This is a genomic window from Ochrobactrum teleogrylli (assembly GCF_006376685.1).
In the GTDB taxonomy this organism is placed as follows: Bacteria; Pseudomonadota; Alphaproteobacteria; order Rhizobiales; family Rhizobiaceae; genus Brucella; species Brucella teleogrylli.
Genome location: NZ_VEWL01000001.1, coordinates 114,994 through 130,056 on the forward strand (window position 1 = coordinate 114,994; position 15,063 = coordinate 130,056).

Here is a 15,063-nt window from a genome sequence, read left to right on the forward strand (position 1 = left end):
TTGGATTAGCGTTTCGGTCTGCTGCCAACGAGGCCATAAAAGGCGATATAGACATAGCAGATGATCGGCATCAGGAAGGCGTAATGAAGGCCGACCGTATCCGCCAGCGCGCCCTGGATTAGCGGAATGATCGCGCCGCCGACAATAGCCAGATTGAGAATTGCCGAACCCTGACTGGTGTGTTTTCCAAGGCCATGCAGCGCCAGACTGAAGATGGTCGGGAACATGATCGAGTTGAACAGGCCGATGGCCAGAACCGCCCACATGGAGACATTGCCGGTCGTTGCGACCGTGAGGAGCAGCAACAGAATGGCCACGACGGCATTAAACGCCAGCGCCTTGCCGTCATTGATATAGCGCATGGCTGCCGAACCGATGAAGCGGCCAACCATGGCGCCACCCCAGAAATAGGCGACGTGATGCGCAGCTTCGGTTTCCGACAGTCCGACCACGCTCGGGTCACTCAGGAAATTGACGAGGAAGCTGCCGACGCTGACTTCCGCGCCCACATAGACGAAAATGCCGATGGCACCCAGCACCAGATGCCGGTACTGCCAGGCAGAGCCTTCATCCGCGACCGCGCTTTCTTCCGCTTCCACATCCGGCAGCTTCAGGATGGCGAAGACGATGGCGAGGACGACGAAGGCCAGTGCCAGCAGGAGATAGGGAAATTTGACTGCATCCGCTTCGGAGGCGACGGTAGCGTCGGTGGTTGCAGCAGACAGGATCAGCATTGCGCCGAAAAGCGGTGCAATCGTGGTGCCGAGCGAGTTGAACGCCTGTGTCAGCGTCAGGCGGCTGGCGGCTGTTTCCGGCTTGCCGAGGATCGTCACGTAGGGGTTTGCCGAGACTTGCAGGATCGTCACGCCGGAAGCCAGCACGAAGAGCGCGCCGAGAAACAGCCCATAGACCCGGTAGGACGCCGCCGGGATGAACAGCGCGCAGCCAATGGCGGCAACCACAAGACCAACGACAATGGCGCGTTTATAGGAGATGCGTTTGACCAATGCTCCGGCGGGTAGGGATACGATGAAGTATGCGCCGAAGAAGCAGAACTGGATCAGCATCGACTGGGTATAGTTGAGCTGGAAGACGTTCTTCAGATGCGGGATCAGAATGTCGTTGAGGCTGGTGATGAAGCCCCACATGAAGAACAGAACGGTCAGGCTGGTCAACGCGAAACCGAAATTTCCAACAGGGGTTGAGCCAGTGGGAGACTGACTGCGGGTTGCGGTGGAAACAGACATTTTTCTCTACAATCTATGCTTGGGGAGGAATTTGGGCATGCAATGGATCGTTTGCGGAGCGGTGGTCATTAAATGCTGAAATGGGAGGCTTAATCATCGGGGTGCTCTGCCCGCACAAACTATATCGGAAGAAGATTCTGAAAAGGTTGTTTCGATAAAAATTGCGTGTTCGCGCTGGTGGTGCGAAAGCGGTCGAGAGCAGAACAAAAAAGCCGCGCCCGATGTTTCATGCGGACGCGGCTTTATTCATTTCGTGCGCACCGCCCAATAGTATTGAAGGCAGTGCGTTATGATTCAGGCTTTGATCAGCCGCGCTTGGCGTCGATCGACAGCGAGCCTGCGCCATGCAGAGCGAGCAGGAAGAGACCGCCAGCGATGGCAAGGTTCTTCTGCGCCATCAGGGCGTTCATGCCTTGAGAAAAGTCCATGTGCGCAACGAGCGTTGCACCAATGGTGAACAGGCCGACGATGGCGGCTGCGATACGGGTCTGGAAGCCAACGAGGATGGCGATGCCGCCAACAAACTCAACGAGGCCAACGACCACAGCCGTAACCGTCGGAAGCGGGAGACCGATGCTGGAGAAATAACCAGCCGTGCCGGAAATAGCCGTCAGCTTGCCGAAACCGGCAATGATGAAGAGGATCGAAAGAAAGACGCGGGCGATGAGTGTTACAGCGCCGTTGGACTGTGGGGTAATCGAGGACATGGGGGAGCTATCTCCTGTTGAACTAAGCCACCAATTATCGACTAACTACTGTCAAGAAAAGACGTATAATTCTCGACAGTTCGTTCACTGCATGTAGACGATCATTTGCGCCTGATCACTCAGGCGCAATCATGCGCTCCGCCCGGACGAGCCGGTCGTAGTCTTCGGCGCTCACAAGCCCGCTCGCCAACGCTTCTTCGCGCAGGGTCGTGCCGTTCTTATGCGCGGTTTTGGCGATCTTCGCTGCACCGTCATAGCCGATGGCCGGCGCCAGCGCGGTCACCAGCATCAGCGAACGGTCCAGCAATTCCTTGATGCGGGTTTCATTGGCTTCGATGCCGTCCACGCAATGATCGGCGAAAGAGACCATCGCATCGCTGAGCAGGCGGATCGATTGCAGGACGTTATAGGCGATGACCGGCTTGAAGACGTTCAGTTCGAAATGGCCCTGGCTCGCGGCGACAGTCACGGCGGTCTGGTTGCCAAAGACCTGCGTTGCCACCATGGTCATGGCCTCCGCCTGTGTCGGGTTCACCTTGCCGGGCATGATGGACGAGCCCGGCTCGTTTTCCGGCAAGGACAATTCGCCAAGGCCGGAGCGCGGGCCGGAACCCAGGAAGCGGATATCATTGGCGATCTTGAACAGATCAGCCGCCAGCGCGTTCAGGCTGCCATGGAAGTTGAGAACCGCGCCATGGCTCGCCAGCGCTTCAAACTTGTTCGGCGCGGTCTTGAACGACAGGCCGGTGATTTCGCTGACCGCATCGGCAAAACCGGTGTCGAAGCCAATCGGCGCATTGAGGCCTGTGCCCACCGCCGTGCCGCCCTGTGCAAGCAGGAAAACATCGGCCAGCGATTGCTCGATACGATGACGCGCATATTCAAGCGCTGCGCGATAGCCGGAAAATTCCTGCCCAAGCGTGACGGGCGTTGCATCCTGCGTATGGGTGCGTCCGATCTTGATGATGTCCCTGAAGGCGTCTTCCTTGGCTTTGAGCGCCTTGGTCAGATGCTCCAGCGCCGGGTAAAGGCGGTTGACCGCTTCAACCGCCGTGGCGATGTGGATCGCTGTCGGGAAACTGTCATTGGACGACTGGCTCATATTGACGTGGTCGTTCGGATGAACGGGCTTCTTGGAACCTTTTTCGCCGCCAAGCAGTTCGATGGCGCGATTGGAGATCACTTCATTGGCGTTCATGTTCGACTGCGTGCCGGAACCGGTCTGCCAGACGACGAGCGGAAAATGATCGTCAAGCTTGCCTTCGATTACTTCGGAAGCTGCAACCGCGATGACCTGACCGAGAACCGGATCAAGTTTGCCGAGCGCAATATTGGTTTCCGCTGCGGCGCGTTTCACAACGCCCAGAGCATGGACGAGCGGCAGGGGCATGCGCTCGCCGCCGATCTTGAAATTCTGCAAGGAGCGCTGCGTCTGCGCGCCCCAATAGCGGTCGGCGGGAACATCGATCGGTCCGAAAGTATCTGTTTCGGTACGCGTGGCGGTCATTTCATGTCTCCGGCTAGCTTTCAGCCCGCAACCGGGCGTCTATGGCAATGAATATAGCACTACCGAGGGATTGGTAGCTCCGTATTTCCCTTACGTCGCTATTTGACAAAATATGATTATGAAATTCAACTTTATTTGAGCGGAAAATTTCCGCGTTCTTCAGTTGTCTTCATTATCGTCGTCGCCGCCCTCGGTTTCGGAGATCCACGCGGTCGGTTCGATCTTGCGCTGGGTCTTGCTGTCGGTGAAGGTCCACCAGCCGGTATCGGTCTCGTCCCACTGACCCCCGCCAGCGTTCAATTGCGCCAGCGAACGATATTGCGCGATGGATTCATTCCGCTGGTCGTCTTCGTCGGTCCAGACGACCGTAATCTTGCGACCATCCTTGGGTGCAGTGTCGATAGGCAATTCTTTGCGCATGAGATTTTCCGTCCTCTTTCCGTTGCGATAACGATAGGGCAAAATCGGCGGGAGGCAAGTTGAAGCGCGTCGGGCCAGAGCACGGACGGGCCTGCATTCGCAAATACGCACAAAAATGTGGTCGCCGGAAATCTGTGAAAGACACGTCTGAAAGTGGAAAGGCAGGCCGAAGCCTGCCTTTCCTGTCGCCTGAGACAGGACTTCCGGGGTGCGGGGGCAAACTGGAAGTCCATCTCATTTCAACCGGATTGACCACGAATGGTTGCCTCAAGTCAATGAGAACTTTCTAAAATAGAATTTTATCTTGGGCAAAGGGGGCGAACGGTAAATTTTTTATAAATCACAGATGGTTACGCTGCGTAACAGAAAGGCGCTCAGTGGTCGCGATCCCGCATCGGAGCGGGTGCATAATTGGGCGCATCAGTCCTTTAGGCATAAAAAAACCTCCGGTCGAAACCGGAGGTTCTCTTTAAAGTAGTGCTTTATGGACTTGCTTGAAGTCCATGCCGCCACCCGCGCCGCTTTGCGGCGCAGGCTTATCCACTCATGGGCGTGCTTTATGGATTTCTTAGAAATCCATGCCGCCCATGCCGCCCATGCCGCCAGGCATGCCAGCCGGAGCTGCATCCTTCTTCGGCAGTTCAGCGATCATGGCTTCCGTGGTGATCAGCAGGCCAGCAACCGAAGCTGCATTCTGCAGGGCCGTACGGACAACCTTGACCGGGTCAACGATGCCGAGAGCGATGAGATCGCCATATTCGCCGTTGGCAGTGTTGTAGCCAAAGGTGTCGGAGCCGTTTTCGAGGATCTTGCCGACGATGACCGAAGCTTCTTCACCAGCGTTGGTCGTGATCTGACGGGCCGGAGCCTGGATCGCACGACGAACGATGTTGATGCCAGCTTCCTGGTCAGCATTGATGCCCTTGGCCTTGATCTGAACCGAAGCGCGGAGCAGAGCGGTGCCGCCGCCAGCAACGATGCCTTCTTCAACCGCAGCGCGGGTTGCGTTCAGGGCGTCGTCAACGCGGTCCTTCTTTTCCTTCACTTCAACTTCCGTTGCACCGCCGACGCGGATGACGGCAACGCCGCCAGCGAGCTTGGCCAGGCGTTCCTGAAGCTTTTCACGGTCGTAGTCCGAAGAGGTTTCGTCGATCTGCTGCTTGATCTGGCCAACGCGCGCGTCGATTTCGGCCTTCTGGCCTGCACCGTCGACGATGGTGGTGTTTTCCTTGGAGATCGACACCTTCTTGGCGCGGCCGAGCATGTCGAGCGTAACGCTTTCGAGCTTGATGCCGAGATCTTCGGAGATAACCTGACCACCGGTGAGGATCGCGATGTCTTCGAGCATGGCCTTGCGGCGGTCGCCGAAGCCAGGAGCCTTGACGGCAGCAATCTTCAGGCCGCCACGCAGCTTGTTGACGACGAGGGTAGCAAGAGCTTCGCCTTCAACGTCTTCAGCGATGATGAGGAGCGGCTTGGAGGTCTGAACGACAGCTTCGAGAACCGGCAGAAGAGCCTGGAGGTTCGAGAGCTTCTTTTCGTGCAGAAGGATGTAAGCGTCTTCGAGGTCAGCAACCATCTTTTCAGGGTTGGTGACGAAGTACGGCGACAGGTAGCCGCGGTCGAACTGCATGCCTTCAACGACTTCGAGTTCGGTTTCGGCAGTCTTGGCTTCTTCAACCGTGATGACGCCTTCGTTGCCGACTTTCTGCATCGCTTCAGCGATCATCTTGCCAATTTCGGCTTCGCCGTTAGCGGAGATCGTGCCAACCTGTGCAACTTCTTCCGAGGTGTTGATCTTCTTGGCCTTGCCCAGAAGGTTTGCAACAACTTCCGAAACTGCGAGGTCGATACCGCGCTTCAGGTCCATCGGGTTCATGCCAGCGGCAACAGCCTTGGCGCCTTCCTGAACGATAGCCTGACCGAGAACGGTCGCGGTGGTGGTGCCGTCACCGGCAGTGTCGTTGGTCTTGGAAGCCACTTCGCGCAGCATCTGTGCGCCCATGTTTTCGAACTTGTCTTCCAGTTCGACTTCCTTGGCGACCGAAACGCCGTCCTTGGTGATGCGCGGAGCGCCGAAGGACTTGTCGATCACGACGTTGCGGCCTTTCGGGCCGAGCGTGACCTTAACAGCGTCAGCGAGGATATCGACGCCGCGCAGCATCTTTTCGCGCGCAGTGCGACCGAATTTTACGTCTTTTGCAGCCATTTTACTCTCCTGGGAATATCCCGGTCAGGTATGGTGAATTGGTTTTGAGGCAGGAGCGAAACCGCTCTGTCTCTTTGTTTTTAAGCATTATCCTACGCAAAACCGCTTCGCACTTTTGCTGGAAATGCTCCGGGCTAAATGAATTAGCCGACGATACCCAAAATGTCGGATTCCTTCATGATCAGCAGGTCTTCGCCGCCAATCTTGACTTCCGTGCCCGACCACTTGCCGAACAGAACGCGGTCGCCAGCCTTGACGTCCAGCGGAACGAGCTTGCCAGCTTCGTCACGAGCGCCGGCGCCAGCAGCGACGACTTCGCCTTCCTGCGGCTTTTCCTTAGCGGAATCAGGGATAATGATCCCGCCAGCGGTCTTTGCTTCCGATTCAACGCGACGAACGACGACGCGGTCATGAAGCGGGCGGAACTTGATATCAGCCATGGTATAACCCTTGGTGTTATAGACGTTGAACCCTGTTATGCGGATCAAGCCGATCCGCGCTGTTAGCACTCTCTCTTCCAGAGTGCTAACGTGCCTTTGAGATAGAGGCCGTATCTTTTCTTGTCAAGATTGCCTGAAAAATTTGACAGGCGAATGATGGTTAATTTGCACCGTTCGCGAAGGGATCAGGCGGCCCAACATGCGGAGCGCCGGGTGGCCCGCTCCGCATATGGTGGTTCGGATTGCAGGATCAACCCGCGATGCGCAGGTTTGACAGCTCATCGCCGATCTGACGGAAGGTTTCGGCCAGTTCGCCGCCCGTGGTGTTCCAGAACAGTTTCGCTGGCTTGCCGCCGTCGAGGCGAACACGGGAATCGGACGAGCAGGTTTTTAGCAGCTCCATCTGGGCTTTTTCGTCCGTCTTGCTGCTGTTCAGGTCCACCGCGACGGTCATAATGATGATGTTGGCATTTTTCGCGTTGTTGCAAAGCGTGGCAAAGCGGGCATTCATCGCTTTGGTGTAGACGCCGTTATCTTGCGAAACGGACACGCCGCTTTCCTGAAATAGCCGGGTCTGGCTGTAGCCCTTCGTGGTGCGGCTCGTATAGCCATGCGCCGAATAGTAGGACAGATTGCTGGCCTTATCCCTGTTCGATCCTGCTAGCGAATTATAGGTGTAGTAGGTATTAGCGCCGTCGGTGAGCACGATGACGACCTTGTCGTTGCCGCGGTCGGTCGACGGGCGACCCTCCGTAAAGGGTGCACCCTGGACGAGCGTGCGCCACCCCCAAGCCATGCCTTCGGGCACATTCGTGCCGCCATTCGGTTGCATGGCCTTGATGGCCGTCTTGATCGTGGCCTTACCCGCATCGTTGGTGATATCAGTCAGGCGCGTGATGGCTGTGGTAGTACAGCTGTAATTCGGGCCACCGCCATCAGAACGCTTCGACAGCACGTTGTTCAGATAATATTTCTTGAGGTCCTTCTGGCGGGCCGCGCCGCTCAATTTCAAATCGTCCGTCCACCAGCTGTTCAGCGTAAGATTCGTCGGGTTGTTTTTCGAATCGACATCGTAATACTCCGCCGGACCAAACATCGGCACAAACAGGGTTTCCGGTTTGCTCTCGGTTGGGGGCGTCACGTCCAGCGCCAATGCTCCGGGACGCGCCTCGACACATCCCGCCCATGGAATCCAGGAGGCGGACGAACGCTTTGCAAGATCGGCATAGAGCGCGGCGCGGGAAAATGCCTTGTTGTTGTCCGTGCCCCAGCCGCTGCCCGATTTGAAGTAAAGGCCGCTGCCTTTCGGGTTTTCGATGATGCTGCGCGTATTATCGATCTCAACAGGCAGGGTGAAGTTTTCGAGGTTGACCGGGGAGGTCCCGCTTGGGTCCATCCATGTTTCTTTAAGATAGTTCGGCCCGACATTGACCGATCCGGCAAAAGGTACGAGCGAAAACTGTATCGGCTTTTCAACACGCGTAATCAGCGCCGATTGTGCAGCCATGGTGTCGACAAGCTGCGTTGCGGCATCTTTAAGCAACTGCAGACGTTGCTTGTTCGAACCTGCGCCGGTGTCATTCATCGAGCCTGAATTATCGAGCACAAGCGCCACTTCGACGGTGTTCTTCAACCGCACGAAGGAACTCATCGCATATTGCTTGTTGTCCCAATCGTCAGCCGAATTGGTCAGCTGGGCTGCGATGGAACCAAACAGCGATGGATATCGGAAGCTTGCGGTGGCCTCGATCTGCTGGTCATCGTTCGATGTTCGAGGAAAGTTGATGGCAAAGGCGACGCGGTCTGCGGCAAGGGCGGTCAGGTTCACATTGAAGACCTTGCCGCCATAGGCCTGCATGTCGGCCTCGCTCGCGCCGGTCGAAAAGCGCTTGCCGACCGCCAGCGCCGCAGCGTCAAGCGCGGCCTGCACGTTGTTGCGGGTGCGCATGAGATTGGTCGCATCGATCGCGACCATACCGACAAGGAGCAGCGGCACCAGCAATATGGCGGTGATCATCGCGAAATTGCCACGCTCATCCCCGCGAAACCGGTTTGCTCTTTCGGCAAGGCGTCCGCAATTGGCCTTGCGCGCAAAGCCGGTCACACAGGCAGCGCATAGCCGCCTTGCTGGTCCGCTCCAGTTATTCAAATCCACGCCCGCCCGAAAGGTTGTGTTGCTTTTTGTTAAACCGAAAGGTTGTGCGCTGTTCCTAGCAGCATCTTTCTAACAGTCGGTCACGAAGCGCGGTAAATGATCGGTGAATCTGCCAGTAAGCTTATTAAGTCTTTCCTGATGGGGTGTTTAGACGCGGCGCTTTCTCGGCTTATTGGCGGTAAAGCTCGTGACAGTTTTGATCGGCTGCGTTAGATGGAGCCCATGCAGCGCAGATAAGCGGGCATTGCTCGCCTCAGAAATGGAATATCAAGAGGAAGACTATGAAGCAGCTTGAAAGCCTCGATGACCTGGCCGGCCAGTATGACGTGTTCTTCTGCGACGTCTGGGGCGTGGTGCATAATGGCGTTGCTGCACATCCGGCTGCTGTCGATGCGCTGAAGCGCGCCCGCGCCAGAGGCGTCACGGTCATTCTCGTCACAAATTCTCCGCGCCCGCATCCGGGTGTCGAAGCGCAGCTGGAAATGCTGGGCGTGCCTGCGGATACCTATGACCGTGTCGTCACCTCCGGCGATGTGACCCGCGATCTGATCGCCGAAGGTCCGCGCAAGGTTCTGCATATCGGTCGTGAGAACGAATTGTCGATCTATGATGGGCTGGATGTGGAGCTGGTGGAAGAATTCGAGGCCGATGGTGTCGTTTGCACCGGTCTTGCCGATGACGATGTGGAAACGCCTGCCGATTACGCCGATCTGCTGCAGCGTCTGCGTTCGCGCAATCTGCCTTTCATCTGCGCCAATCCCGACATCATGGTCGAGCGCGGTCCGCGTCTTGTCTGGTGTGCAGGCGCTCTTGCGCGCGATTACGGCCAGCTGGGCGGGCGCACGTTGATCGCCGGCAAGCCGCATCGCCCGATCTACGAGGCGGCGCTCCATGCGGCGGAAGAAATTCGCGGCGGAGCCGTCGACAAAAGCCGTATTCTCGGCATTGGCGACGGTGTGCTGACCGATGTGAAGGGCGCTGCCGGTTTCGGTCTCGATGTGCTCTATATTTCGGGCGGCGTGCACGCTGCCGATTATGCGGATAACGGGGCCGTCGATCTTGAGAAGATGGAAGCGTTTCTGGAGAAACACGGCCATCGCCCGGTCGCCTCGCTTTATGCACTCGTCTGATCAGCAAGCCCCGATATAAGCCAGTCAAGACTCAGGCACACCATGACGAACTCTGATTTCCAACGCCTTTCGGGAACCGACACCCTGCCGGAGCGCCTGCGCAATTGCGTGGTGGCCATCGGCAATTTCGATGGCGTTCATCGCGGACATCAGGCCGTGCTCGAGCGGGCGCTGGAAATCGCGGCCAAGGAAAATCTGCCTGCGGTCGTGCTGACATTCGAGCCGCATCCGCGCAGCTTCTTCAAGCCGGACGAGCCGATCGACCGCCTCACCGATGCGCGTGAAAAGGCATCGATCCTGCGGCATATGGGCTTCCATGCGGTGGTGGAACAGCCTTTTACCGCTGAATTCTCCAGCCAGTCGGCGGAGGATTTCGTGCAGCATATACTGGTCGAAAAGCTTCATGCCAGCCGTGTCGTGACTGGCTATGATTTCCATTTCGGAAAAGGTCGGCGCGGCACGCCGGAATTTCTCCTGCAGGCAGGCGAGGGCGCTGGTTTCCACGTGACGCTGGTCGATGCCTTTACCGATGAGGGCGACAATCTCGTTTCGTCCACGCGGGTTCGCAATCTGCTTTGCGACGGCGATGTTGCCGGAGCGGCAGGTTTGCTCGGCTATCGCTATGCCGTTTGCGGCGAAGTCATCCACGGCAAGAAGCTTGGACGCACGCTGGGCTTCCCCACGGCCAATATGCAGGTCAGCGCCCAGACCAGCTTGAAACATGGCATCTATGCCGTCCGCTTCCGCAGGCAGGATGGCAGTCTGCATGACGGCGTCGCCAGTTTTGGTCGCCGCCCGACGGTGGATAGCGACGGTAAGCCGCTTCTTGAAACATTCCTGTTCGACTTCTCCGGCGATCTCTACGGCGAAGACGCCTGCGTTTCGTTCTTCGGCTTTTTGCGGGGTGAAGTGAAGTTCGACGGGCTGGACGCGCTGATCGTGCAGATGAAGCGCGATGAAGAAGAGGCCCGCGCCTTGCTGGCCGGCGCGCGCCCGCTTTCAGAGCTGGATCGCGCTCTTTCTTTCGAGTGAATTGTAAAGAGCTATTTTTCTACCTAAGATTTAAGTTAAATTTTACGTATTTCGGTCAGAGAGTGTTAAACACCTTGCGCATTTTCGAGGTGCTGTTTGTCGGAGATCTTGTTTTGCGTATTCTCTCACTGGCCCTCGTTGCAGGCACTCTCATTCCCTTCGGTTCCATCGCTTATGCCGCCGATGTGCAGCAGACCGATATCTATGCCGCGGAGACGGTTCAGCCGACCCGCAAGCATTTCTGGTCTGGTGACTGGTATCTGAAGGTCGGCGCCGCCGGGCTGGTTGCGCCCAAGTTTGAAGGCTCGAACAAATATCGCTTTTCCGCGCAGCCGCTGATTTCGCTCGGCCGTCAGGGCGAGTCGACGCGGTTTTCCTCGCGCAACGACAATGTCTCTTTCGCACTGATCGACAACAACCGCATCCGCGCCGGTCTGGCAGGCAAGCTGCTGTTCGAACGCGACGACGACATTCACGGACTGAAAGACACCAAGTTCGGCGGTGAAGTGGGCGGCTTTGCCGAAGTCTATCCGACCGACTGGATGCGCGTGCGCGGCGAGGTGCGCCAGGGCATTCGCGCCCATAAGGGCGTGGTTGCCGACATTTCCGCTGACGCCTTTTATGATGTCACGCCAGTCATCCGCGTTTCTGCGGGTCCGCGCGCGACCTTCGCGTCGAAGGACTATTTCAAGACCTATTACGGCGTCGATGCCGAGGAATCCGCGGCTTCCGGCCTGTCGGAATATAATCCCGGCGGGGGTTTCAAATCGGCCGGTTTCGGCGGCGCCATCAACTGGAAGGCGACCGACAAGATCGATACCAGCCTGTTCGGTGAATATACCCGCCTGCAAGGCCCGGCGAAGGATTCGAGCATCGTCAAGGAGCGCGGCTCGCGCGACCAGTTCATGGTTGGCGTGTCGGCGACCTATCGCTTCGACTTCTCGCTTGACTAAGACCATTCGGCAGCCAATGCCGATGCTACTGTGAAGATATTCAGGGGCAGAGATGCAGTTTTATTGCGTCTTTGTTCCCCTGGCCTCTTTATTCCTGCAAAGCTCATTGCTAAAAGCGTGCCCATGATGACGGATTTTCGGCTTATCATGACGGCCATACGAATTATTGGCCCGGCCTCCCGCTTTGCCTGAATGGCTGTTTTGCCAGGCAATAACTGGTGCGGAGGTCCGGGAACGACCGGCTGTGCTCTTACAGTCCCCCTGTTATCGTTGATCCACATGCCCGCCATTTCTGGCCGAGGCTCCACAGGCGAATACCCATCATGACCGAGACGACCAAGATCGATTACTCAAAAACCCTCAATCTGCCGCAGACAGAATTTCCGATGCGCGCGGGCCTGCCGCAGCGCGAACCGCTGTTCGTCGAGCGCTGGGAGGGGATGAACCTTTACAAGAAGCTGCGCGAGCAGGCGAAAGACCGCCCGCTCTATGTGCTGCACGATGGCCCGCCCTATGCCAACGGCAATATCCATATCGGCCATGCGCTGAACAAGATCCTTAAGGACGTCATCACCCGCTCGTTCCAGATGCGCGGCTTCAACTCGAACTATGTTCCGGGCTGGGATTGCCACGGCTTGCCGATCGAGTGGAAGATCGAGGAAAAATATCGCGCCGAAGGCAAGAACAAGGACGAAGTGCCGATCAACGAATTCCGCAGGGAATGCCGGGAATTCGCCGCCAACTGGATCAAGGTCCAGACGGATGAGTTCAAGCGCCTTGCTATCCTCGGCGATTTCGAAAACCCCTATACCACGATGAACTTCCATGCTGAATCGCGTATCGCTGGCGAGCTTCTCAAGTTCGCGGCTTCCGGTCAGCTTTATCGCGGTTCCAAGCCGGTGATGTGGTCGGTTGTCGAACGCACCGCGCTCGCCGAGGCCGAAGTCGAATATCACGATGTCGAGTCGGATATGATCTGGGTCAAGTTCCCGGTCGCTGGTCAGAGCGAACTTTCTGGCAGCGATGTGGTGATCTGGACGACCACCCCATGGACCATCCCCGGCAACCGCGCTGTGTCCTATTCGTCGCGTATCGCATACGGGCTTTATGAAGTCACGGAAGCCGAGAATGATTTTGGCCCGCGTCCTGGCGAAAAGCTCATCTTCGCCGACAAGCTGGCCGAAGAAAGCTTCGCCAAGGCAAAGCTTCAATTCAAGCGCCTGCGCAGTGTTTCGTCCGATGAGCTTGGCAAGGTCGTGCTCGATCATCCGCTGAAGGGCTTTGGCGGCGGCTATGAGTTCGCAGTGCCGATGCTCGACGGTGACCATGTGACCGACGATGCGGGCACGGGCTTCGTCCACACCGCGCCAAGCCATGGTCGCGAAGACTTTGAAGCCTGGATGAACAATGTTCGCGAGCTGGAAGCGCGCGGTATCGATCCGAGCATCCCGTTCCCGGTCGACGATGGCGGCTACTATACCAAGGACGCGCCGGGCTTCGGTCCGGATCGCGAAGGCGGCCCCGCGCGCGTCATCGACGACAACGGCAAGAAGGGCGACGCCAACAAGTCGGTGATGGATCAGCTCATCGCGCGTGACAAGCTCTTCGCCCGTGGTCGCCTGAAGCACTCCTATCCGCATTCCTGGCGTTCCAAGAAGCAGGTCATCTTCCGCAACACGCCGCAATGGTTCGTCTATATGGACAAGAACCTTGGCGACGGCACCACACTGCGTTCGCGCGCGCTGAAGGCCATCGACGATACGCGTTTCGTCCCGGCTGCCGGTCAGACGCGCCTGCGCTCGATGATTGAAGGCCGCCCGGACTGGGTGCTTTCACGCCAGCGCGCATGGGGCGTGCCGATCTGCGTTTTCGTGGATGAGGAAGGCACCATCCTTCAGGATGATGCGGTCAACAAGCGTGTTCTCGATGCTTTTGAAGCCGAAGGTGCCGATGCATGGTTTGCCGAAGGCGCGCGCGAGCGGTTCCTCGGCAACCGCGCCAATGAGCCTTGGGTGCAGGTGCGCGACATTCTGGACGTGTGGTTCGATTCCGGTTCGACCCACACCTTCACGCTGGAAGACCGCCCGGACATGAAGTGGCCCGCAGACGTCTATCTCGAAGGCTCGGACCAGCATCGCGGCTGGTTCCATTCGTCGCTTCTCGAAAGCTGCGGCACGCGCGGTCGCGCGCCATATAATGCCGTCGTGACCCATGGCTTCACCATGGACGAGCACGGCAAAAAAATGTCGAAGTCGCTCGGCAATACGGTAACGCCGCAGGACGTCATTAAGGAATCCGGCGCGGATATCCTGCGTCTCTGGGTCATGACGACCGATTATTGGGAAGATCAGCGTCTCGGCAAGAGCATCATCCAGACCAATATCGACGCCTATCGCAAGCTGCGCAACACCATCCGGTGGATGCTGGGCACGCTGGCGCATGATGAAGGCGAAAACGTCGCTTATGCCGATCTGCCGGAACTTGAACGCCTGATGCTGCATCGTCTGACCGAACTGGATGAAGTCGTCCGCTCCGGCTATGATGCCTTCGATTTCAAACGCATTGCGCGCTCGCTGATCGATTTCATGAACGTCGAGCTTTCGGCCTTCTATTTCGATATCCGCAAGGACGCGCTTTACTGCGATGCGCCGTCTAGCGTGCGCCGCAAGGCCGCATTGCAGACCGTGCGCGAAATCTTCGACCGCCTGACGACCTGGCTGGCACCCATGCTGCCTTTCACCATGGAAGAAGCATGGCTCGACCGTTATCCGCAGTCGGTTTCGGTTCATGCCGAGCAGTTCCGCCCGACGCTGGCCGAATGGCGCGACGACGTGCTGGCTGAAAAGTGGCGCAAGGTGCGCGCGGTTCGCCGCGTCGTGACCGGCGCTCTCGAACTGGAACGCGCCGACAAGCGCATCGGTTCGTCGCTGGAAGCTTCCCCGGTGGTCCATATCTCCGACAAGAGCCTGAGCGATTCGCTCGATGGTCTCGATTTTGCGGAGATCTGCATCACCAGCGGCATCTCGTTCAGCGATGCAGCGGCACCGGAAGGCGCTTTCACGCTTGGCGATGTGAAGGGCGTGGCCGTTGTGCCAGCGCGTGCCGAAGGCGAAAAATGCGCGCGTTCGTGGCGCTATACCACCGATGTGGGTTCCGACCCGGAATTCCCGGAAGTGTCGGCGCGCGATGCCGAAGCACTGCGCGAATTGAAGGCGCTCGGCAAGCTCAACGCCTGATTGCAGAGATCGCAATCCGCTCCGGTT

General features: G+C 57.8%; 11 protein-coding genes. 4 read left to right on the forward strand and 7 right to left on the reverse strand.

Annotated elements, in window-relative coordinates; genetic code table 11:
• Positions 1-5: 5 nt before the first annotated feature.
• The 7 genes from FIC94_RS00525 to FIC94_RS00555 all read right to left on the reverse strand — a co-directional run bounded on the left by FIC94_RS00525 (position 6) and on the right by FIC94_RS00555 (position 8,685).
• Positions 6-1,247: a sugar MFS transporter gene (locus FIC94_RS00525; protein ID WP_140023555.1), complete on the reverse strand. Its 1,242-nt coding sequence runs from the start codon at positions 1,245-1,247 to the stop codon at positions 6-8.
• 305 nt (positions 1,248-1,552) lie between these two features.
• The gene (locus tag FIC94_RS00530) at positions 1,553-1,954 is read right to left on the reverse strand and encodes a DoxX family protein (RefSeq protein WP_109367805.1); all 402 of its coding nucleotides are present in this window, start codon (positions 1,952-1,954) and stop codon (positions 1,553-1,555) included.
• 115 nt (positions 1,955-2,069) lie between these two features.
• Complete coding sequence (gene fumC, locus FIC94_RS00535; RefSeq protein ID WP_140023556.1) at positions 2,070-3,461, reverse strand: class II fumarate hydratase; 1,392 nt, start codon at positions 3,459-3,461, stop codon at positions 2,070-2,072.
• Positions 3,462-3,620: 159 nt separating this feature from the next.
• Positions 3,621-3,881 (reverse strand): hypothetical protein, encoded by a 261-nt coding sequence (locus FIC94_RS00540; protein WP_109367803.1) that lies wholly within the window; start codon positions 3,879-3,881, stop codon positions 3,621-3,623.
• Positions 3,882-4,449: 568 nt separating this feature from the next.
• On the reverse strand, positions 4,450-6,090 hold the full coding sequence (groL, locus tag FIC94_RS00545; protein WP_109367802.1) for a chaperonin GroEL: 1,641 nt from the start codon (positions 6,088-6,090) through the stop codon (positions 4,450-4,452).
• A 143-nt stretch (positions 6,091-6,233) separates the two neighbouring features.
• Positions 6,234-6,530: a co-chaperone GroES gene (gene groES, locus FIC94_RS00550; protein ID WP_109368036.1), complete on the reverse strand. Its 297-nt coding sequence runs from the start codon at positions 6,528-6,530 to the stop codon at positions 6,234-6,236.
• Between the two features lie 250 nt (positions 6,531-6,780).
• Entirely contained in the window at positions 6,781-8,685 is a 1,905-nt protein-coding gene (locus FIC94_RS00555; RefSeq protein ID WP_235891927.1) for a TadE/TadG family type IV pilus assembly protein, read from the reverse strand.
• A gap of 281 nt (positions 8,686-8,966) precedes the next feature.
• On the opposite strand from FIC94_RS00555, the gene FIC94_RS00560 reads away from it, so the two are divergent.
• The 4 genes from FIC94_RS00560 to ileS all read left to right on the forward strand — a co-directional run bounded on the left by FIC94_RS00560 (position 8,967) and on the right by ileS (position 15,036).
• A complete protein-coding gene (locus FIC94_RS00560; RefSeq protein ID WP_140023557.1) occupies positions 8,967-9,815 on the forward strand; it encodes a TIGR01459 family HAD-type hydrolase in 849 nt (282 codons plus the stop codon).
• A gap of 42 nt (positions 9,816-9,857) precedes the next feature.
• A complete protein-coding gene (locus FIC94_RS00565; protein ID WP_140023558.1) occupies positions 9,858-10,847 on the forward strand; it encodes a bifunctional riboflavin kinase/FAD synthetase in 990 nt (329 codons plus the stop codon).
• Between the two features lie 113 nt (positions 10,848-10,960).
• Complete coding sequence (locus FIC94_RS00570) at positions 10,961-11,800, forward strand: MipA/OmpV family protein (RefSeq protein ID WP_109367799.1); 840 nt, start codon at positions 10,961-10,963, stop codon at positions 11,798-11,800.
• 323 nt (positions 11,801-12,123) lie between these two features.
• On the forward strand, positions 12,124-15,036 hold the full coding sequence (gene ileS, locus FIC94_RS00575; RefSeq protein WP_140023559.1) for an isoleucine--tRNA ligase: 2,913 nt from the start codon (positions 12,124-12,126) through the stop codon (positions 15,034-15,036).
• The last annotated feature ends 27 nt before the right edge of the window (positions 15,037-15,063 follow it).